This is a genomic window from Noviherbaspirillum sedimenti (genome assembly GCF_003590835.1).
Lineage (GTDB): Bacteria > Pseudomonadota > Gammaproteobacteria > Burkholderiales > Burkholderiaceae_D > Paucimonas > Paucimonas sedimenti.
This window is the reverse complement of the sequence record NZ_QYUQ01000002.1, coordinates 349,262-370,345: the sequence shown is the minus strand read 5'-3', so window position 1 is coordinate 370,345 and position 21,084 is coordinate 349,262. Positions and strand designations below refer to the sequence as shown.

Annotated in this window: 19 protein-coding genes; 1 reads left to right on the top strand and 18 read right to left on the bottom strand. The window is 61.4% G+C overall.

Going from position 1 to position 21,084, the window contains the following annotated elements:
* Positions 1 to 125: 125 nt before the first annotated feature.
* The 9 genes from rlmD to D3878_RS01785 form a co-directional block, all read right to left on the bottom strand.
* On the bottom strand, positions 126 to 1,505 hold the full coding sequence (gene rlmD / locus D3878_RS01825; protein WP_119783925.1) for a 23S rRNA (uracil(1939)-C(5))-methyltransferase RlmD: 1,380 nt from the start codon (positions 1,503 to 1,505) through the stop codon (positions 126 to 128).
* A gap of 136 nt (positions 1,506 to 1,641) precedes the next feature.
* A complete protein-coding gene (locus D3878_RS01820; protein WP_119783924.1) occupies positions 1,642 to 2,421 on the bottom strand; it encodes a 3'-5' exonuclease in 780 nt (259 codons plus the stop codon).
* Positions 2,418 to 3,431: an RNA polymerase sigma factor RpoS gene (gene rpoS / locus D3878_RS01815; RefSeq protein ID WP_119783923.1), complete on the bottom strand. Its 1,014-nt coding sequence runs from the start codon at positions 3,429 to 3,431 to the stop codon at positions 2,418 to 2,420. Before rpoS ends, D3878_RS01820 begins: the two co-directional genes overlap by 4 nt.
* Positions 3,432 to 4,451 (bottom strand): peptidoglycan DD-metalloendopeptidase family protein, encoded by a 1,020-nt coding sequence (locus tag D3878_RS01810; RefSeq protein WP_119783922.1) that lies wholly within the window; start codon positions 4,449 to 4,451, stop codon positions 3,432 to 3,434. It abuts the gene before it with no gap.
* 20 nt (positions 4,452 to 4,471) lie between these two features.
* Positions 4,472 to 5,407, bottom strand: a complete 936-nt coding sequence (locus D3878_RS01805; RefSeq protein WP_119787643.1) for a protein-L-isoaspartate(D-aspartate) O-methyltransferase — start codon at positions 5,405 to 5,407, stop codon at positions 4,472 to 4,474.
* Positions 5,400 to 6,140 carry a 5'/3'-nucleotidase SurE gene (surE, locus tag D3878_RS01800; RefSeq protein WP_119783921.1) on the bottom strand — a complete coding sequence of 247 codons (741 nt, stop codon included), beginning with the start codon at positions 6,138 to 6,140 and terminating at the stop codon, positions 5,400 to 5,402. Before surE ends, D3878_RS01805 begins: the two co-directional genes overlap by 8 nt.
* Positions 6,141 to 6,191: 51 nt before the next feature.
* A complete protein-coding gene (locus tag D3878_RS01795) occupies positions 6,192 to 7,109 on the bottom strand; it encodes a flagellar brake protein (protein WP_119783920.1) in 918 nt (305 codons plus the stop codon).
* Between the two features lie 17 nt (positions 7,110 to 7,126).
* Positions 7,127 to 9,142 (bottom strand): DNA repair helicase YoaA, encoded by a 2,016-nt coding sequence (locus D3878_RS01790; protein WP_119783919.1) that lies wholly within the window; start codon positions 9,140 to 9,142, stop codon positions 7,127 to 7,129.
* Positions 9,143 to 9,206: 64 nt separating this feature from the next.
* The gene (locus tag D3878_RS01785) at positions 9,207 to 9,413 is read right to left on the bottom strand and encodes a YdcH family protein (protein ID WP_119783918.1); all 207 of its coding nucleotides are present in this window, start codon (positions 9,411 to 9,413) and stop codon (positions 9,207 to 9,209) included.
* A gap of 124 nt (positions 9,414 to 9,537) precedes the next feature.
* On the opposite strand from D3878_RS01785, the gene D3878_RS01780 reads away from it, so the two are divergent.
* Positions 9,538 to 10,344 carry a PP2C family protein-serine/threonine phosphatase gene (locus D3878_RS01780; RefSeq protein WP_119783917.1) on the top strand — a complete coding sequence of 269 codons (807 nt, stop codon included), beginning with the start codon at positions 9,538 to 9,540 and terminating at the stop codon, positions 10,342 to 10,344.
* On the opposite strand, the gene D3878_RS01775 is transcribed toward D3878_RS01780, so the two are convergent.
* The 9 genes from D3878_RS01775 to D3878_RS01735 all read right to left on the bottom strand — a co-directional run bounded on the left by D3878_RS01775 (position 10,341) and on the right by D3878_RS01735 (position 21,083).
* Positions 10,341 to 11,174, bottom strand: a complete 834-nt coding sequence (locus D3878_RS01775; protein WP_119783916.1) for a hypothetical protein — start codon at positions 11,172 to 11,174, stop codon at positions 10,341 to 10,343. The two genes, D3878_RS01780 and D3878_RS01775, sit on opposite strands and share 4 nt — an antisense overlap.
* 26 nt (positions 11,175 to 11,200) lie before the next feature.
* Positions 11,201 to 12,298, bottom strand: a complete 1,098-nt coding sequence (zapE, locus tag D3878_RS01770) for a cell division protein ZapE (protein ID WP_119787642.1) — start codon at positions 12,296 to 12,298, stop codon at positions 11,201 to 11,203.
* A gap of 14 nt (positions 12,299 to 12,312) precedes the next feature.
* On the bottom strand, positions 12,313 to 12,726 hold the full coding sequence (locus tag D3878_RS01765; protein ID WP_119783915.1) for a hypothetical protein: 414 nt from the start codon (positions 12,724 to 12,726) through the stop codon (positions 12,313 to 12,315).
* Positions 12,727 to 12,798: 72 nt separating this feature from the next.
* On the bottom strand, positions 12,799 to 14,226 hold the full coding sequence (gene lpdA, locus D3878_RS01760) for a dihydrolipoyl dehydrogenase (protein ID WP_119783914.1): 1,428 nt from the start codon (positions 14,224 to 14,226) through the stop codon (positions 12,799 to 12,801).
* An 83-nt stretch (positions 14,227 to 14,309) separates the two neighbouring features.
* Positions 14,310 to 15,545, bottom strand: coding sequence for a 2-oxoglutarate dehydrogenase complex dihydrolipoyllysine-residue succinyltransferase (odhB, locus tag D3878_RS01755; protein ID WP_119783913.1), 1,236 nt, complete (start codon positions 15,543 to 15,545; stop codon positions 14,310 to 14,312).
* A gap of 59 nt (positions 15,546 to 15,604) precedes the next feature.
* Entirely contained in the window at positions 15,605 to 18,460 is a 2,856-nt protein-coding gene (locus tag D3878_RS01750; protein ID WP_119783912.1) for a 2-oxoglutarate dehydrogenase E1 component, read from the bottom strand.
* Between the two features lie 242 nt (positions 18,461 to 18,702).
* The gene (gltA, locus tag D3878_RS01745; protein ID WP_119783911.1) at positions 18,703 to 20,007 is read right to left on the bottom strand and encodes a citrate synthase; all 1,305 of its coding nucleotides are present in this window, start codon (positions 20,005 to 20,007) and stop codon (positions 18,703 to 18,705) included.
* 73 nt (positions 20,008 to 20,080) lie between these two features.
* Positions 20,081 to 20,350, bottom strand: coding sequence for an FAD assembly factor SdhE (locus D3878_RS01740; protein ID WP_119783910.1), 270 nt, complete (start codon positions 20,348 to 20,350; stop codon positions 20,081 to 20,083).
* A gap of 22 nt (positions 20,351 to 20,372) precedes the next feature.
* Positions 20,373 to 21,083 (bottom strand): succinate dehydrogenase iron-sulfur subunit, encoded by a 711-nt coding sequence (locus tag D3878_RS01735; protein WP_119783909.1) that lies wholly within the window; start codon positions 21,081 to 21,083, stop codon positions 20,373 to 20,375.
* Position 21,084: the final 1 nt, after the last annotated feature.

The window sequence follows — 21,084 nt, the reverse complement described above, 5'->3', positions numbered from 1 at the left end:
ACAAATGCTCAAAAGTTTGATGAACTTGCCGACGTGCATTTTATTCAACTTTCCCAAGCTTGAACCCACCGACATTGCTGGGCTAAACCGTCATGATATCCGGCAATTTTCCAATTGGAAATCCTTCACGCTTCCGGGAGTCGCCAATGCCGTTCCGGCAAATCAAACACCGCAATCGATTCCACATGCGCCGTATGCGGGAACATGTTGACCACCCCCGCCTTTTGCAGCACATAGCCTGCCTCATGCACCAGGATGCCGGCGTCGCGCGCCAGCGTGGCCGGATTGCAGGAAACATACACGATCCGTTTCGGCAGCATGTCCGGCTGCGTCCTGGCCAGTTCAGCCAGCGCCAGCGACAATGCGTGCGCGCCTTCGCGCGGCGGGTCGACCAGCATGCGGTCGAACTTGCCCAAGGCTGCCACATCTTCGGCACTGATTTCGAACAGGTTGCGGCACTGGAAAGTGGTTCTCGCCGCCAGACCGTTGAATTCGGCATTCTGCAAGGCGCGCTCGGTCAGCGCAGTGCTGCCTTCGATACCCATTACTTCGCGCGCCTGGGTCGCCAGCGGCAGGGTGAAGTTGCCGATGCCGCAGAACAGGTCGGCGACCCGGTCTTGCGGCTGCACGTCCAGCAGGCGCAGGGCGCGCGACACCAGCACGCGGTTGATCTGGTGGTTGACCTGGGTGAAATCGGTCGGCCTGAACGGCATGTGGATGCCGAATTCCGGCAGGACATACTCCAGTTGCGAATCGGCCGGATAAAAGGGATAGGCCGTGTCGGGCCCCTTGGGCTGCAGCCACCAGTGGATCGCGTGCTGGTCGGCAAAGGCTTTCAGCTTTGCCTCGTCATCGGCGGTGAGCGGCGCCATGTTGCGCATCACCAGCACCGTGACGTTTTCATGCTCGCCGGCGCCGACCGCCAGCTCAAGCTGGGGTATGCCCTCGGGAATCGACAACGACGCCACCAGGCCACGCAGCGGCACCAGCAGCGCCGAAACATTCGGCGGCAGGATGTCGCAGGTTTTCATGTCGGCAACGAAGCTGGAGCGCCGCTCATGGAAGCCGACCAGCACCCCGCCCTTCTTGACGACATTTTTTACCGAAATGCGGGCGCGGAAGCGGTAGCCCCAGGTCGGCCCGTAGATGGGGCGCAGCATCATCGACGCCTGCACCTTGCCCAGGTGTTTCAGGTTGTCTTCCAGCACGCGCTGCTTGATCGCTACTTGCGCCGCAGGTTCGAGATGCTGCATCGAGCAGCCGCCACAGATGCCAAAGTACTGGCATTTCGGCTTGACGCGCAGCGACGATTCGCGCAGCAGCTCGACCATGGTGGCGGCTTCCCACTTGGGCTTCTTGCGGAAGGTCTGGTAAGTGACGCGCTCGCCCGGCAAGGCGCCTTCGACGAAAATGACTTTCCCGGGAGTGCCGTCTTCGTTGGCCAGGTGGCCGACGCCGCGGCCTTCCATGTCGAGGGATTCGATTTCGATGATATTGGACTGCATAGGATAAAACCGGCAAAAACTGGATTAAGGGGCGCCGTCGTGAAGCCGTGACCTGGCGCAGAATGGCCCGACATGATAAAGCAATCCGCCCGCGCCGGCATCAGCGCCGGTGCGGACATGGCGGGGACAGAGAGGCTTATTCGCCTGGCCAGGCGTCCAGGTATTCGCGCCAGTGCGGGCTGTCGAGCCTGGACAGGGACGAGCGCACCAGTTCCATCTCGGCGGCGTAGCCATCGCGGCTCAATTCGCCGCGCATCAACTGAAAGCGGCAATACACCAGGTAGGTATTGACCACGTCGGTTTCGCAGTAGTCGCGGATTTCCTTCAGGCGCCCGTCCCGGCACAGGTTCCAGACCTGCGATCCGTCGACCCCCAGCTTGCCGGGAAAGCCGCACAGCTTGGCGAGGTCGTCCAGCGGCGCATTGGCGCGGCCGGTGTACATGGCCAGCAGGTCCATCAGGTCGAGGTGGCGGGTGTGGTAGCGGCTCAGGTAATTGTTCCACTTGAAATCGCGGTCCTCGTTGCCCATTTCCCAGTAGCGCGAAGCTGTCACGCCGTTGAGCATGGCGCGGTAGTGCAGCACCGGCAAGTCGAAGCCGCCGCCGTTCCAGGACACCAGCTGCGGCGTGTAACGGTCGATCACGCGGAAGAAATCGTTCACCAGCTTTGCTTCGCCGTCTTCCAGGCTGCCCAGCGAGCGCACCCGGAAGCCCTCGTCGTCGCGGAACACGCAGGAAATCGCCGCGACCCGATGCAGGTGGTGCTGCAGGAAATCCGCGCCGGTCTTTTCGCGGCGGGCGGCAAAGGCCAGTTCCGCCACTGCGGCGTCGCTCATTTCGGCCGCATGGCCATGCAGGCGGCGCAAGCCATCGACATCGGGAATGGTCTCGATGTCGAATACCATGATCGGGGTCACAACAGGGCATCCTTTCCAACCCCGTTGGAGGTCAGTGCGCGTTTCAGTTTGATCAGGGCTTCCTGCTGGATCTGGCGCACCCGCTCGCGGGTGACGCCCATTTCCTCGGCCAGTTCTTCCAGCGTGGCGGGATCGTCGTTGTCCAGGCCGAAGCGGCGCAGGATGACGATGCGCTGCTTGTCGGGCAGCTTGCCCAGCCAGTCGCGCACCTTGGCCACCATTTCACCCAGTTCGGCGCGCGAATCGGGGCCGTCGGCACTGTCGCCGGGCAGCATGTCCATCAGGCTGGCCTGCGGATCGCTGTCCAGCGGGGCGTCGAGCGAGGTGGCGTGCTCGGACAAGGCGAGGATGTCCTGCACGTCTTCCACGGGCCGGTCGACCAGGTGGGCGATGTCTTCGGCGCTGGCATCCTTGCCGTCGCGGTGCTGTGCTTCCAGATGATACTTGGCGCGCAGGATCTGGTTCAGCTCGCGCACCATGTGCACCGGCAGCCGCACCGTGCGCGCCTGGTTCATGATGGCGCGCTCGATGCTCTGGCGGATCCACCAGGTGGCATAGGTGGAAAAGCGAAAGCCCCGCTCCGGCTCGAACTTGTCGATGGCGCGCATCAGGCCGAGGTTGCCCTCCTCGATCAGGTCGAGCAGCACCACGCCGCGGTTGATGTAATGCTTGGCGATCGACACCACGAGGCGCAGGTTATGCTCGATCATTTTCTGACGCGCCTCGAAGTTGCCCTGCTTGGCCAGGGTCGCGTAATGCACTTCTTCGGCCACCGTCAGCAGCGGCCGCGCGCCGATCTGGTTCAGGTAATGCTGCGTGGTGTCGGTGGACAGCTCGGCAGCCAGCACCGTCTTGAGTTCATCGACGCTGTCGACTTCGGCCGTGCGAACGGCGGCAAGCTCCTCGTCGGGCCCCTCCCCTGTGCGCTGGTCTGCGAGCTCAATGGGCATGTCGGAGGCGTCATCCGTGAGCATTTCATCATCCAGCGGGGGGCGAGGGTTTCGTGTCATTTATCGGCTAGGGAGGAATTTTGCAGGATCGACCGGTTTTCCTTGCTGACGAATCTCAAAGTGAAGCTTGACCGCATCGGCATCAGTATTGCCCATTTCCGCGATCCTGTCGCCTTTGCCGACAGTTTGACCCTCCTTGACCAGGATGGTTTTGTTGTGGGCATAGGCCGAAAGCAGGTTATTGGTATGTTTAACGATGACAAGATTGCCATAACCACGAATGCCGCTGCCAGCATACATCACCTTGCCGCCGGCGGCAGCCACCACGGGCTGGCCGGACTTGCCGCCGATATCGATGCCCTTCTTGGTGCCGTCGAAGCTGCCGACGATCCTGCCGTCGGTCGGCCATATCCAGGAAATGCCGGCGTCTTCCTGATTCACGGCGGCGACGATGGGCTTGTCTGCGGCTTTTTCTACCGGCCTGGCTGCGCTCGGGGACGCCGCGGCCGGGGCCGGAGCCGGGGCCGGCGCGCTTGCCGGCGTGGCGCTGTCAGGCTTTTGCAGCTCGGCCAGGGCGGTTTCGGAATAAGCTTGTTTGTCGCCCCGCGGCGCGGTCTTGTTGGGTACGTTGGCTGCAGAGACCGGCGGCGCCGCAGACACCGACGGCGACGCGTTCAGCGGCCGGACCTCGATCGCCGGCACTGCTGCGGCGCCGGTGCTGGGCACCCCGGCGGACGGTGCGCCAACTGCACCAACTGCGCCTGCCGGCGCCACGCGCAAGAGCTGGCCGACCTGGATGTCATTGGCATTGGCCAGATTGTTCCAGCTCACCAGGTCGCGCACGTTCTGGCCGAAATCCTGGGATATCTGGAACAGGGTATCGCCTTTTCTTACCGCGTAATTGCCATGGCTGTCCATCTGCCGGGCGCCGGCGCTCGCCGTCGTGGCGGCACGGCTGTCAGGACGCGGGGTCCTGTCGACAATGGGGGCCGGCGGGCGCGGCGTGCTGCATGCCGCCAGCAGGACCGCCAGCGTAATTGGTAAAACCAGACGCATTTTTTCGTTTCTCTTCAGTTTCATTGTTTGCAAAAGCACTCCCTTCATACGGTGCCGGGACGCAGCGGCACGAAGTGGCAAGCCTCCAGCGTGGTACTGGCCCATTCCGCCGGGCCGGTGCGCTCGACCAGCTGCAGCACCTGGTGCCGCTCGCCGACCGGCGCGACCAGCCGGCCGCCGATTGTCAATTGTGCCAGCAGGGCTTGCGGCACTTCGAGTCCGGCCGCGGCCAGGATGATGCCGTCAAAAGGCCCCGCCTGCGGCAGGCCAAGCATACCATCGCCGTAATGCAGGCGGATATTGGCGATGCGCATCGGCCGCAGATTGGATTTCGCCAGCTCGTGCAGGGGCTTGATGCGCTCGATCGAAAACACATCCTTTGCCACCAGCGACAATACGGCAGCCTGATAGCCACAGCCGGTGCCGATCTCCAGCACCCGGCCCAAGGCGCCGCGATTGCGGTTGTCGCGCATGACTTCGATCATGCGCGCCACAATATAAGGCTGGGAAATGGTTTGATGATAGCCGATCGGCAGCGAGGCATCGATATAGGCCTGGCTGGCCAGCGCCGGCTCCATGAACAAATGTCGCGGCACTTCCAGCATGGCCGCCAGCACCATGGGGTCGCGCACGCCCTGTTTTGCCACGCGCTCGACCATCGCCTTGCGTACCCCTTCGGACACCAGCGGCACCGCGCGCGCACTGGCTGGCGCGGCAGCAGCCGTCGATTTTCCGGCGCCTGTCGAAACAGCGGGATTGGCCGGACCTGCGGACTTGGATGAAGGCGCCGCGGGTGCAAGCGCTCCTGCGGCCATCGTCCTGGGCGCCGCTGCAGCGAGTGCGTCCCGCATGCAATGCTGGGCGGCGTTACGGGTGGCGGTCTGGCGCGATACCGCCGCCCCTGGCCGGAGCGCCGCCGACCCCGGCTTTTCCACTAGTGCAGACAGGGACAGCGGAAAACGCTTGCCCTTGTCAGTCATGGCAAGCCCTGGCCAGCGCATCGAGTTGCGCGGCATGGGTAAGATCGATCTGCAGCGGCGTAATGGAGACATTGCCGGCTGCGGTCGCGTGGAAATCGGTGCCCTCGCCGGCATCGCGGGCGGCGCCGGCCGGGCCAATCCAGAAAATCTCGCGCCCATGCGGATCCTGCGTGCGGATCACGGCCTCGGATTGATGCCGCTTGCCGAGCCGCGTCGGCACGATCTTGCCAAGCTTGTCATAAGGCAGGTTGGGAATATTGACGTTCAGGAGATACGGCTTTTGCAGCGCATCGAAGCGCCGCTGCACGATTTCCCTGGCCTTGCGAGCGGCTGCATCGAGCTCTTTCCAGCCCTTTTCCACCTGTGAAAAGGCGATCGAAGGAATGCCGAACAGATAGCCTTCGGTGGCGGCGGCCACGGTACCCGAATACAACGTATCGTCACCCATGTTCTGGCCCTGGTTGATGCCGGAGACGACCAGGTCCGGCTTGTCGGCAATCAGCCCGGTCAGCGCCACGTGCACGCAATCCGAAGGGGTGCCGTTGACAAAATAAAAACCATTGGCAGCCCTGTATACCGATAGCGGCCGGTCCAGGGTCAGCGAATTCGAAGAGCCTGAACGGTTGCTGTCAGGCGCCACCACGGTGATTTCCGCGATCGACGCCAGGGCATCGGCCAGGGCAATGATGCCGGGGGCAAGGTAACCGTCGTCGTTACTGACAAGAATTTTCATAAGCGGATTTTACCTGAAGCAATCTCAGGCGCCGATTAACATGCGATGAAATTACGCCACCAGGCCCTGATGGACGAACGCCGACAGGATCAAGCGCTCATGCGCAGGCACGTCAACGAATTCCAATCCCTGCCGGAACCCTTCGCCCCCCTCATCCTGCACCACGGAACGCAAAATGAAGCGGATGTTGGGATAAGCGTCCGCTTCGGCGGCATGTACCTTGAACTTGATCGTGCCGGTTTCGCCCTTGACGCCCAGCGGCTCTTTCGAAATAACCGATGCACCGCCCGTGCTGAGGTCAGTAATGGTGCCGGCAGCCATTCTTTCCGGCCTGCCCAGCGCCACCGCAGCAATCAGCCTGACTTGCACGCGCGCGCTCTGGCGCACCACGGTACAGCGCACTTCACGCGGATAAGCAAGCAGGAGATAGGGATGCGGCGAATGCACCGACTTGAGAGCGGCTGCCGTGAAGGCATAAGCCTTTTTCCCGGAGAACGCCCGGGCCACGAAAGTCTGGCCCTCGCGGATCAGTTCGAACTTGCCATCCACCGTGGGCGCGCTGACGAACAGCATGCGATGCTTGATGAAACCGATCAGCTGGATTGGATAGCGCAGCGAAGGCTTGTCGTGTGCTTGCAAGGTCATGGCTTCGCCAACGGCCCAGTGCACGTCCTCCATGCGGACGATCGTTTCCTTCGCGGCAGCATCCGTGGCAGCTTCGGTCGCGCTGGAAGCCACCCGCACCTTGCTCCGGGGAGGCGCGGAAACGCCGGAAGGCGCGGCCGCCCCCCAATTCGATTCTTCCATAAAACCGGTTTGCAGGAGTTTATCGAGCTGTCCTTGCGACTCGATCACGGTGCCGGCCGCCAGCAACAATGTGCCGTGCCAATCGTACACTGGCCGCCCAAGCCGCAACCCTACCGACAGGTCGGCACGTCGTATCGGCAACAGGGAAATCGGTGTAGCCATGAAGCTCCTCAAAAAATTCAGTGCGTATGACCAATGCCTGCAGGCTCGTTGAAAAATGCCAGGACATCCGCGGCGACACGGGTGCGCTTGAACGGCGGCAGGCTTTGCCAGATGCGCCGGCCATACGGTTTGGAAATCAGCCTGGGGTCGCAGATCACCAGCACGCCGCGGTCGGTTTCATCGCGGATCAGGCGGCCGGCGCCCTGCTTCAGGGTGATCACCGCTTCCGGCAACTGGTGGTGGACAAAGCCGTTCAGGCCGCGCCGCTCCAGCGCCTCGATGCGCGCGGCCAGCACCGGGTCGTCCGGCGGCGCGAACGGCAGCTTGTCGATGATTACCAGCGACAAGGCGTCGCCGCGCACGTCCACCCCTTCCCAGAAACTCTGGCTGCCGATCAGCACGGCATTGCCGGCGCTGCGGAAACGCTCCAGCAATTCGGTGCGGCCGGCTTCGCCCTGCACCAGCAGCGGGAATGGCAGATTGCGCGCCTCGAATTCGGCGCGCAGGCGTTCGGCGGCGCGGTTGACCGCGCGGATGGTGGTGCACAACAGGAAGGTGCGGCCGCCGGCGGCTTCGATCAGCGGCAGCGCCATGTCGACCACCGCATCGGTGTAGCCGGGCGAGTTTGGCTGCGGCAGGCCGTCGGGCACGTACAGCAAGGCTTGTTTGCCGTAGTCGAACGGGCTCGGCCAGGTGCGGGCCGGGGCATCGTGCAAGCCCATTTGCGAGGTGTAATGCTGGAAATCATTTTTCACCGCCAGCGTCGCCGAGGTAAATATCCAGGCGCGCGGCGTGCCTTCGCGCTGCTTCGAGAATACCGGGGCGATCGATAGCGGCGTCTTGTGCAATTGCAGGGATGTCGAAAAGGCTTCCACCCACAGCACCGCCTGCTGTTCTTCCTCCACCTGGGCGGGCGCCGCGCCGCTGGCGCTTTTCCAGGCCATCAGTTTGGCCGACAGCTCGTGCGCACGCACGCGGCACTGCTCGATGGTTTCGGCGCGTTCGGACTGCGCCTGCAGCACCACGATCATGCCCTCGAGTTCCGACATGAGCTTGTCCAGCGCCGGGAAAAACGGGCTGGACGGCGCGATCTGGCCAACTGCCAGGCGCACGATATCCTGCGAAAAGGCCAGCCGCAAATCACGCGCGGCACGCTCGACCGGCGCCACCACTTGCGGCCATGCGGCGCCGTCGCGCGCATGCGCCAGGCCTTCGGCCAGCACATCGCGGCACAACTCCAGCACTTGCGCAGTCGAGACCGTCTCGCCAAAGAACAGCGATGCGGTTTCCGGCAACTGGTGCGCCTCGTCGAAAACGATGGTATTGGCCGAGGGCAGCAATTCGGCGATACCGGTATCCTTCAGCGCCACGTCGGCGAAGAACAAATGGTGGTTGACCACCACCACATCGGCCTGCTGCGCCTCGCGGCGTGCCTTCATGACGAAGCAATCCTGGTAATACTGGCATTCGGCACCCATGCAGGTATCGCGGGTAGAAGTCACCAGGTTCCACACCAGGGCGGTTTCCGGCACCCGCGCCAGCTCCGCCTTGTCGCCGGTGCTGGTGGTCTTGGCGAAGCGCGAAATCTCACGCAGGTAGCCGACATCTTCGCGCGCGGTCAGGCGACCGTTCTGCAAGGTGCGTTCAAGATGAAAGTGACAGAGGTAATTGGCGCGGCCCTTCAGCAGCGCCACCGAAACCGGGGTATTCAATGCCTTGCGCACGGTCGGGATATCGCGCAGGAACAGCTGGTCCTGCAAGTTCTTGGTGCCAGTGGAAACGATCACCTTGCCGCCCCACAGCAGCGCCGGCGCCAGGTAGGCGAAGGTCTTGCCGGTGCCGGTGCCGGCTTCGGCGATCAGGCTGCCCTGCTGCGCGATGGCCTCGGCGATCGCCTGGGCCATTTCGGTTTGCGACTGGCGCGGCCGGAACCCCGACACCGCCTGGCCCAAGGGGCCGCCGGCATCGAACAGTTGCTCGACTTCCTGGTCATGGACGCCGGCTTGGGCGGGTGCGGGATTTTCTTGAGTCAAGGTCGTTCTGTAGCGAAGGCGGTGCGCGGGAGGCGTCGCCGGGAGATTCGGATCAGGCGGCGCATCAGGCCGGGATATCAGGAATCAATTGCATTTTCAACAATGTGATATGGTCTTTTAACTGTAACTTGCGCTTTTTGAGGCGCCGCAATTGCAGCTCCTCCGGCCGCAAAGCACGCGACAACAGGTCGATCACCGCATCCAGATCGCGGTGCTCGACTTCCAGTTCAATGATACGGCGTTGAATATCTTCCACGGCGGCTTTGCTCATTCTGTTACTTTTAAGACAAAAAATTCACAATAATTCACATTTCCACCCGTCATCATTGGCGCATGGAAGAAATATTCCGTACTATATGCCCATTGCCAATGCGCAGTGTAATCCACCCCGACGTATGAGCCAATACAAGATTGAAGCAGGCACGGCCCAACACATAGGCGACCGGTCTGAACAACAGGATCGCGCCGCGCTCTTTTCCGCGCCCAAGGCACCCGGTTACATGATGGCGGTGCTGGCCGACGGCATGGGCGGCAGGAGCGGCGGCTCTATGGCTGCAGAGCAAGTAATCCGCACTGCCAGGCAGAATTTCGAACTCTTCTCGCCGCTGACCGAAACGGTTGAAGAGATGATGAAGATCATCGCCCATGAAGTCCACACCATCATCAAGCTGACCGGATTTTCGGCCGAAAAACAACCGCACAGCACCATGGTACTGCTGGTAATCACGCCCGACAAGTCCGCGATCTGGGCGCATGTCGGCGATTCACGCCTGTACCGATTCAGCGGCCCCAATTTCGCCGAACGCACCACCGACCATTCCTATGTCGAACAATTGATCAGCCAGGGCAAACTGGCGCGCGACGAAGCCAAAAACCACAAGCTGTCCAACATTTTGATCAACGTGCTGGGCAGCTCGAGCAATGAACCCTACATCACCATCGGGCGGCACGACGGCCTGAAAGCCGGCGACGCCTTCCTGCTGTGCTCCGACGGCCTCTGGCATTATTTCAGCGATGCCGAACTGGGTGCCGCGCTGGCAATGAATTCGCCGCGACAGGCTTCCGAAATGCTGATCAAGAAAGCCCGTGAACGCGCGGCCGGCACGGTAGCGGACAATTGCACTCTGGCCATCGTCAAGCTGGTGACGCTGCCAAAGGAACAACGCAACTACACTGTCGGAAAAATGGGGCGGGCAGTCTAGGGTTTGGCAGGGGTCACTGCCTGGCCGGCTGCGGTGGCAGCTGGACTGGCCGGATTGCCGCCCTGCTTCTGCTGCTTCTGCGCCTTTTTCTCGGCAACCTTCTTTTGCCGCTCGGCGGCTTCCTTCTGCTTTTCCTCGTAGGCAGCAATATTTCTGGCGCGCTCCTGCGCCTTGCCGGCATCTTCTTCGCGCAAGCGTTGCAGTTTTTCTTCGTGACGCCGCACGCGGTCGTCGACGATGCCGGCAGGGGCCGCCTGCCCGGCCTGTCGTTCCTGCTCCCGGCTTGCGCGCTCCTCAGCCTTGCGGGCGGCCTTTTTTTCATTCTCCGGCTGCAACTGCAAGCGTTCCTGCGCAACCGCTTCCGCCTTGATACGCTGTTCTGTCAGCGCACGATCACGCCGGTCTACCCGTGACTGGCGCAGATAAGCATTGGCTTCCAGTTCGACCGGCCGCAGTGCAGCGAGTCCGGCGCGCTGCGCCTCCTTCGCGCGGTCGATGCAGGCATTGGTGAAGAAGCGGCCATGGCAGGCATTCTGGGCGTTCGCGAATTGCGCCGCGAGCACGCTCCGTGCGTAGTTGACATCAGCTTGCGCCTGCACTGCCAGCGCGTCCGTATCAATTGCTCCCTGCGGATACCGCGCAACCATCGCATCGACGCTGTGCGCAGCGGCCGAAGGAGCCGGCGACGCCTGTGGTCGCGGCTGGTCTTGCGGCGCGTCCTCGAGTACCTTGTCTTGCTGCGCCTTGTCTTGCTGTGCAAGCGCCGGCTGGGCCAGAACCAGGCCCAGCAGCAAGGCGCTCAAGACACGTGAAAATCCGCTGACATCCATGGTCGATACAGTCCTAGTCTGGTTGTTCAGGCGATCGCATCGGCGATTTCGCGCCGGTTCGACTCCATGTATTCGCGCGACTGCATTTCGATGATGCGCGAAACGGTACGATGAAATTCGGTAGCCAGCGTGCCTTCAGTGTACAACTCCTCGGGCGGCACTTCGGCCGACATCAACAGCTTGACCTTACGGTCGTAAAACACGTCGATCAACCAGGTGAAACGGCGCGCTTCGGACGCCATCGCCGCCGTCATGCGCGGAATCCCCGACAGGATCACCGTATGGAAGCGGCTGGCGATATCCAGATAATCGTTTTGCGAGCGCGGCGAACCGCACATGGCGGCAAAATCGAACCAGATCACGCCGCCGGCACGGCGCAGCGTATGGATCTCGCGCGCTTCGACGATGATGTGCGGCTCCTCGTCGGCGCATTCGGCGATCGCCGTGAAGGCGTGGCGCAAGGCGCGGTCGGTCGCGGCGCCCAGCGGCGTCAGGTAGCTTTCCACCTGCTCCATCGAGCGCTTGCGGTAATCGTTGCCGGCATCGACATTCAGCACGTCGAGCTTTTCCTTGAGCAAGGCGATCGCCGGCAACATGCGATCGCGATGCAAACCGTCCGGGTACAGCGTGTCCGGCGCATAGTTGGAGGTCATGACGAAGCTCACGCCGTTCTCGAACAAGGCCTTGAGCAGGTTGTACAGGATCATGGCGTCGGCGATATCCGAGACGTGAAATTCGTCGAAGCAGATCAGGCGGTACTTGCGGGCGATGCGGCGCGCAACTTCATCAAGCGGGTCGGCGACCCCTCTCAGCGCATCGAGCTCGCGATGCACGCCATGCATGAATTCGTGAAAGTGCAGGCGCGTCTTGCGCACCACCGGCACCACAGAATAAAAGCTGTCCATCAAAAACGACTTGCCGCGGCCGACCCCGCCCCACATGTAAACGCCGCGCGGCACTTCGGGGCGTCGGATCATGCGCTTGAGCTTGCTGGAGCGGGTCGCCTTGTACGCCTTCCATTCATCGAAAGACTGCTGCAGGCGTGCTACCGCGCGCAGCTGCGCCGGATCGGACGCATAGCTGCGCTGCTTGAGCGCATGCTCATAAAATTCCTGGACGTTCATCGACTTTGCATTCATTACATGGGGCTCATTTCCACGGCAACCTGCGACGGGTAACTGCCGCCACCGCCATTGCCGCCGAGCGGCAGACTAAAACCGACGCCGCCACCGACCCGCCGGCCACCGCCGCCCACGCCAATGCCCAGGCTGGTGCCGGAAGAGGCATAGGCCGATGGCCGGAACAGGAATTCGGAGGTACGGTAACCCGACTTGTTGCAGACCACGCGCAAATCGCCATTGACGCCGCCCGTATCCACGGTCGCCGGCGTCACCACCTGCCAGGAGCCGTTGCCATTACTGACGACACAGCTGGCGCCGGCCACGACTTGCTGGCGACTGGTGGTTTCGATCGTGATGCCTTTTTTTTCACCGGCATCCATACTCGCGCAGGCGGCCAGCGCCAGCGGCAATGCAAGAATCAGATAACGCATATGGGCTCCTTTGCCCCCATTCCTGCCGAAATGGGGGAGCAAGCACACCTGCAGGCTTGCTTGCAAGCGTACTTAAAAGTTCAGCGCGCGCTTGTCAACTGCCAACGCTGCTTCCTTGGTCGCTTCCGACAGCGAAGGATGCGCATGGCAGATGCGGGCGATGTCTTCCGAAGATGCCCGGAATTCCATCGCCACCACCGATTCGGCAATCAGTTCCGAAGCCATCGGACCGACGATATGCACGCCGAGGATTTCATCGGTCTTCGCATCCGCCAGGAACTTCACCATGCCGGAAGTATCGCCCAGCGCGCGCGCACGGCCGTTGGCCAGGAAAGGGAAAGTGCCGGCCTTGTACGCCACGCCTTCCGCCTTCAGCTGCTGCTCGGTCTTGCCAACCCAGGCGATCTCTGGAGAAGTATAAATCACCCAGGGAATTGTGTTGAAATTGACGTGACCATGCTGGCCGGCAATACGTTCAGCAACTGCAACTCCCTCTTCTTCGGCCTTGTGTGCCAGCATCGGGCCGCGCACCACGTCACCCACCGCCCACACGTTCGGCAGGCTGGCCTTGCAATCGTCGTCGACGGCGACAAAACCACGCTCATCGAGTTTGAGGCCAACGCCTTCGGCATTCAGGCCCGTGGTGTTGGGCACGCGGCCGATCGAGACGATCAGCTTGTCGAACACCGCCTTGTGTTCCTTGCCGGCGGCATCCGCGTATTCCACGGTGACGTCTTTCTTGCCGGCGGTAATCGCACCGATCTTGACGCCCAGGCTGACTTCCAGGCCCTGCTTGGCCAGCAGCTTTTGCGCTTCCTTGGCGATCTGCTCGTCGACTGCGCCGAGGAAGGTCGGCATGGCTTCCAGCACCGTCACTGCGGCGCCGACGCGACGCCAGACGCTGCCCATTTCCAGGCCGATGACGCCGGCACCGATCACGCCCAGCTTTTTCGGCACGGCGTCGATCGCCAGCGCGCCGGCGTTCGAGAGGATCAGCTTTTCATCGAAGGCTGCGCCAGGCAAGGCACGCGGATTGGAGCCGGTGGCGATCACGACATGCTTGCCGGTGATGGTTTCTTCGGCAGCGCCGGCGACCTTGATGGTGTAGACGCCACCCTCGGCCTTCTCGAACGAACCGCGGCCGTGGAAAAAGGTAACCTTGTTTTTCTTGAACAGGTACAGGATGCCGTCGTTGTTTTGCTTGACGACGTTATCCTTGCGACCAAGCATCTGCTTGAGATTCAGGCTCAGGCCCTTGACCTCGATGCCATGCTCGGCGAAGCCGTGACCGGCATGTTCGTAATGCTCCGAAGATTGCAGCAAGGCCTTGGAGGGTATGCAGCCAACGTTGGTGCAGGTGCCGCCCGGTGCCGGGCCGCCCTTGTCGTTTTTCCACTCATCGATACAAGCGGTCTTGAAACCCAGCTGCGCAGCGCGGATGGCCGCGATATACCCGCCGGGACCGGCGCCGATCACCACTACATCAAATTCTTTGGACATTGTCTTATTCCTTATACGCAAAAAGAGGCACGCGGCGGCGGAGTTGCCGACAAGCCGCGTGCCTCCCATCGATTCCGATTCGATTACAGGTCCAGCAGCAGGCGTGCCGGATCTTCCATGGCTTCCTTCATTGCCACCAGGCCGAGCACTGCTTCGCGGCCGTCGATGATGCGATGGTCATACGACATCGCGAAGTAGTTCATTGGACGGATCACGATCTGGCCGTTCTCGACCACGGCACGGTCCTTGGTGGCATGAATGCCGAGGATCGCCGATTGCGGCGGGTTGATGATCGGGGTCGACAGCATGGAACCGAACACGCCGCCATTGGAAATCGAGAAGGTGCCGCCCGACAGGTCCTCCAGGGTCAGCTTGCCATCCTTGGCCTTGGCGCCGAATTCGCCGATTTTCTTTTCAATCTCGGCGATCGACATTTGATCGGCATTGCGCAGGACCGGCACGACCAGGCCGCGCGGCGAACCGACTGCGACACCGATGTCGAAATAGCCGTGATAGACGATGTCATTGCCATCGACCGAAGCGTTCAGGACCGGGTATTTTTTCAGGGCGGCGACGGCCGCCTTGACGAAGAAGGACATGAAGCCCAGCTTGACGCCGTGTTCCTTCTCGAACTTGTCCTTGTACTTGTTGCGCAGGTCCATGACCGGCTGCATGTTGACCTCGTTGAAGGTCGTCAGGATGGCATTGGTCGCTTGCGATTGCAGCAGGCGCTCGGCCACGCGGGCACGCAGGCGGCTCATCGGCACGCGCTCTTCCGGACGGTCGCCCAGATTCAGGCTGACCGGTGCGGCGACTTGCTGCAGGGCCGGCTTGGCGGCAGCGGCAGGCGCGGCCGGTGCGGCAGCGGGTTTCTTTTCCAGCGCGCCGATGACGTCACCCTTGGTGATGCGGCCATCCTTGCCGGTGCCGGCCACTTGCGAAGCCGACAGCTGGTTATCGGCCAGCATCTTGGCGGCGGCGGGCATGGCGATGCCGGCGGCCGACGGCGCCGCAGCGGCAGCAGCCGGTGCGACAGCAGCCGGTGCTGCCGCTGCAGGGGCGCCTGCCGATGCGGTGGCTTCGGTATCAATGACGGCGATCAATTCACCGGCGACGACGGTCGAACCATCGCCCCGGATGATCTGGGTGATGACACCGGCGGCGGGTGCCGGCAATTCCAGCACGACCTTGTCGGTTTCGATGTCGATCAGGTTTTCATCGCGGGCGACGGTTTCGCCGACCTTCTTGTGCCACTGCAGCAGGGTTGCCTCGGCAACCGATTCCGACAGTTGCGGAACTTTCACTTCAAAAATAGCCATGTAACTCTCCGTTTCGGGTTGTTCAGACGGCGCGCCAGCTTCTGGCGCGCCGCCGGGTGTTATTTAGTCAGGACGAAGCCCTTGAGCTTGGCAAACGCCATTTCCAGCAACGCCTTCTGCTGCGCATAGTGCTTGTCGTAGTAACCGACCGCCGGCGATGCGCTGGCGGGGCGGCCTGCGTAGGCAAGCTTCTGGCCATCATCGAGGTTCTCGAAGATATTGTGCTGGATCTGGAACCAGGCGCCCTGGTTTTGCGGCTCATCCTGCGCCCACACCAGTTCGGCCATGTTCGGGAATTTCTTCAATTCCGCGGCAAATGCCTTGTGCGGGAACGGGTACAGCTGCTCGATACGGATGATCGCCGTATCGCCCTGGCCGCGCTCCTTGCGGGCATTCACCAGGTCGTAATACACCTTGCCGGAGCAGGCGACCACGCGCTTGACTTTCTTGGCGTCGATTTTCTCGTCGACTTCGCCAATCACGGTCTGGAACGAACCATTGGCCAGCTCCGACAAAGGCGAGCCGGCATCCTTGTTGCGCAACAGCGATTTCGGCGTCAGGATCACCAGCGGCTTCCTGAACAGGCGAATCATCTGGCGGCGCAGCAGATGGAAAATCTGCGCCGAAGTGCTGGGCTGCACGACTTGCATGTTGTTGTCGGCGCACAGCTGCAGGAAGCGTTCCGGACGTGCCGACGAATGCTCCGGACCCTGGCCTTCATAACCGTGCGGCAGCATCATCACGAGACCGGAAGCGCGGCCCCATTTCACTTCGCCCGAGCTGATGAACTGGTCGATCACCACTTGCGCGCCGTTGACGAAGTCGCCGAACTGCGCCTCCCAGATGGTCAGGGTGTTCGGTTCGGCCGAGGAGTAACCGTACTCGAAGCCGAGCACCGCCTCTTCCGACAGCACCGAGTCGATCACCAGGAAACGTGCCTGGTTGTCCGAGACATTTTGCAGCGGGATATAGGTACCGGCATCCCATTTCTCACGCTTCTGATCGTGCAGAACAGCATGACGATGCGTAAAGGTGCCACGTCCGGCATCCTGCCCGGTCAGGCGGATCGCATAGCCGGAGGAGACCAGCGAGGCGAATGCCAGATGCTCGCCCATGCCCCAGTCGAGGTTAGTCTCGCCGCGACCCATCGCAGCGCGGTCGCCCAGCACTTTTTCCACCAGCGGGTGCAGCTTGAAGTCTTCCGGCACAGCGGTAATGCGGGTGGCAAGGCGCTGCAACTCCACCATCGGCACCGCCGTGTCGGCGGCATCGGTCCACTTGCGGTTCAGGAAGGGCATCCAGTCGACGGCAAACTGGCTCTTGTAGTTGGTGATGACCGGATCGACCGTGTGCTTGCCGGCATCCATCGCCGCGCGGTAGGCCGCGACCATGGCGTCGCCGCCATCGGCGGGAATGGCGCCCTGGGTGATCAGTTTGTCGGCATACACCTTGCGCGTGCCCGGATGCTTGCCGATTTTCTTGTACATCAGCGGCTGCGTCAGCGCAGGCGTATCCGATTCGTTGTGGCCCAGCTTGCGGAAGCAGACGATATCGACCACGATATCCTTCTGGAATTCCATGCGGTAGTCCAGCGCGATCTGGGTCGCCAGGATCACGGCTTCCGGGTCGTCGCCATTGACGTGCAATACCGGCGCCTCGATCATCTTGACGACGTCGGAGCAGTACAGCGTCGAGCGCGAGTCGCGCGGGTCGGACGTGGTAAAGCCAATCTGGTTGTTGATGACGATATGCAGCGTGCCGCCCGTGCCGTAGCCGCGGGTTTGCGCCAGGTTCAGGGTTTCCATGACCACGCCCTGGCCGGCGAATGCAGCATCGCCGTGCACCAGGATCGGCAGCACCTGCGCGCCCTTTTTGTCGCCACGGCGTACCATGCGCGCCTTGGCCGAACCTTCGACCACAGGATTGACGATTTCCAGGTGCGAGGGGTTGAATGCCAGCGACAGGTGAACCGGGCCGCCTGGCGTGGTAACGTCGGAGGAAAAGCCCTGATGGTACTTGACGTCACCTGCCGGCAAGTCTTCCGGCGCTGTGTGCTCGAATTCGGAAAACAGGTCCTTTGGTGCCTTGCCCAGGATATTGACCAGCACGTTCAAACGGCCGCGGTGCGCCATGCCGATGACGATTTCCTGCACGCCCTTTTGGCCGGCACGCTGAACGGCTTCATCGAGCGAGGCAATAAAGCTTTCGCCGCCTTCCACCGAGAAGCGCTTCTGCCCCACGTATTTGGTATGCAGGTAACGTTCCAGGCCTTCGGCCGCCGTCAGGCGCTCAAGGATATGCTGTTTCTTTTCCTTGGAAAAATTCGGTGCGGAACGGGTCGACTCCAGTCGTTCCTGCAACCAGCGCTTTTGCGCCGGGTCGCTGATGTACATGAATTCTGCACCGATCGAGCGGCAATAAGTATCCCGCAAGGCATTGAGCAGGTCACGCAGCGATGCGTTTTCCGTACCAAAATAGGTATTGCTGACATTGAACACCGTATCCATGTCGGCATCGGCAAAGCCATAAAAGCTCGGCTCCAGCTCGGGAATCGATGGCCGCTCCTGGCGTTGCAGCGGGTCCAGGTTGGCCCAGCGCGTGCCAAGGAAGCGATAAGCGGCGATCAGCTGGGTGGCGCCGACACGCTTGCGGCCCATTTCGACATCGGCCGAAGCGGTCACGGTACGGATCGGGCCCTGCTTGGCGCGTTCTGCAAACGAGGCAATGACCGGAGCGTGCGCAACGTCAGGCTTGTCCGAACCATCGACGGCCGGCACATGCTGCATCGCATCAAAATAGGCGCGCCAGTTGTCGGGCACGGCGCCGGGATTGAGAAGATAGGCCTCGTACAATTCTTCAATGTACGGCGCGTTACCTCCAAACAGATAGGAGTTGGAACGATACTGCTGCATCATACTGCTCACCTTTCTTCGCGCTTCGCGAGATTAGCGGGTTAATTTAACCTTCCGCGACACGGCCTGACCGGTTAGCGGATTGCACATCAAGTTGTGGGGAAGGACTTTTGACCTGATTACCAGAATTATGGATAGCGCAGAGCATATCATAAAGAAGCCGCCTTGTTGGCCCCGCTGCCGTCGGCAAACAGCCTAAAAAAAACGGGCCGAAGCCCGTTTCTTTACCTGACATGTCTGCCGTATCAGCCGCGCTTGGCCAGCGGCGGCACATCGCGGGTCGGGGAACCGACGAACAGCTGACGCGGACGGCCGATCTTTTGCTCCGGATCGGAAATCATTTCGTTCCACTGGGCGATCCAGCCAACCGTGCGGGCCATCGCAAAGATACCGGTGAACAGCGACACCGGGATACCCAGGGCCGATTGGACGATACCCGAGTAGAAGTCGACGTTCGGGTACAGCTTGCGCGACACGAAATATTCGTCTTCCAGCGCCACTTTTTCCAGCGCCATGGCCAGCTTGAACAGCGGATCGTTTTCCAGGCCCAGTTCGTTCAGGACTTCGTAGCAGGTTTCACGCATCAGCTTGGCGCGCGGGTCGAAGTTCTTGTAGACGCGGTGACCGAAGCCCATCAGCTTGACGCCGGAGGACTTGTCCTTCACCTGCGCAATGAACGCCGGGATATTGTCGACCGAGCCGATTTCCTTGAGCATGGTCAGTGCGGCTTCGTTGGCGCCGCCGTGTGCCGGGCCCCACAGGCAGGCGATACCGGCTGCGATACAGGCGAACGGATTGGCACCGGAAGAGCCGGCCAGACGCACGGTCGAGGTCGAAGCGTTCTGCTCGTGGTCGGCGTGCAGGATCAGGATACGATCCAGGGCGCGCACCAGCACGTCATTGACCTTGTAGTCCTCGCACGGATTGGAGAACATCATGCGCATGAAGTTGGCGCTGTACGACAGGTCGTTGCGCGGATAGACGAACGGCTGGCCGACCGAATACTTGTATGCCATGGCAACCAGGGTCGGCAGCTTGGCGATCAGGCGGATGGCCGACACTTCGCGGTGATGCGCGTCGGAGATATCCAGCGAGTCATGGTAGAACGACGACAGCGCGCCGACGGTACCGACCAGCACCGACATCGGGTGGGCGTCGCGACGGAAACCACGGAAGAAGAATTGCATCTGTTCGTGCACCATGGTGTGGCTGGTGACGGTGGAAACAAACTTATCTTTCTGCGCAGCGGTCGGCAGTTCGCCGTTCATCAGCAGGTAGCAGGTTTCCAGGAAGTCGCAATTGACGGCCAACTGCTCGATCGGATAGCCGCGATACAGCAACTCGCCCTTGTCGCCATCGATATAGGTGATCGAGGAATTGCAAGATGCCGTCGACATGAAGCCGGGGTCGTAGGTGAACTTGCCGGTGGCGCCATACAACTTGCGAATGTCGATGACATCCGGACCAACCGTGCCCTTGTAGATAGGCAGATCAAGCGAGGGGGTTCCGTCGGAAAACGACAGCGTGGCTTTATTATCAGAGTTGGTCATGGCTCTTCCTTCAATTCACCTGGGGGTGAGTCGGTTGTTAAAATAAAAAACGAGACTACAAACATTAGGCCGATCAGGCCGCCCTTAGCCTGACCAGCAATGCATGAACGTGCGGCAAGTCCACTTCGCCTTCCGGCTCCTTGCGCGCCAACAGCAATTCCATCAATGCATTGTCGGCCAATTCCATCAGACGGGAAAACGCATCCACCTCTTCATCGCTCAGGGTGGTTTCATGCGCATCCAGGAAACGCGTAATGATCAGGTCGTTTTCCAGCAAGCCGCGGCGCGCGCGCCAGCGCAGGCGCGCACGCTTGATCGGATCGGATTGATGTGTGGCTGACATTAGTGATATATCGATGAGCGCCTTAAGCGGCGCGGCGAACCATCAATTCCTTGATCTTGCCGATCGCCTTGGTCGGGTTCAGACCCTTCGGGCAGACATCGACGCAATTCATGATCGAATGGCAGCGGAACAGACGGTACGGATCTTCCAGGTTATCCAGGCGCGCGCCGGTGGCTTCGTCGCGGCTGTCGGCGATGAAGCGGTAGGCTTGCAACAGGCCGGCCGGGCCGACGAACTTGTCCGGGTTCCACCAGAACGACGGGCAGGACGTCGAGCAGCAGGCGCACAGGATGCATTCGTACAGACCGTCGAGCTCTTCGCGCTCGGCGGGCGATTGCAGGCGCTCCTTCTCCGGCGGAATCTGGTCATTCATCAGATACGGCTTGATCGAATGATACTGCTTGAAGAACTGCGTCATGTCAACGATCAGGTCGCGGATGACGGGCAGGCCCGGCAGCGGACGCAGCACGATCGGCTCGGACAGCTCATTCAGGTTGGTGGTGCAGGCCAGGCCGTTCTTGCCATTGATGTTCATGGCGTCGGAGCCGCACACGCCTTCGCGGCAGGAACGGCGCAGCGCCAGCGAATCGTCGACATCGGACTTGATGCGCTGCAGTGCATCCAGCAGCATCTTGTCGGTGTCCTTCAGCTCGACCGTCAGGTCTTGCATGTAAGGCTTGCTATCCTTGTCCGGATCGTAGCGGTAGATTTGAAATTTGAGTGTACGTGCCATA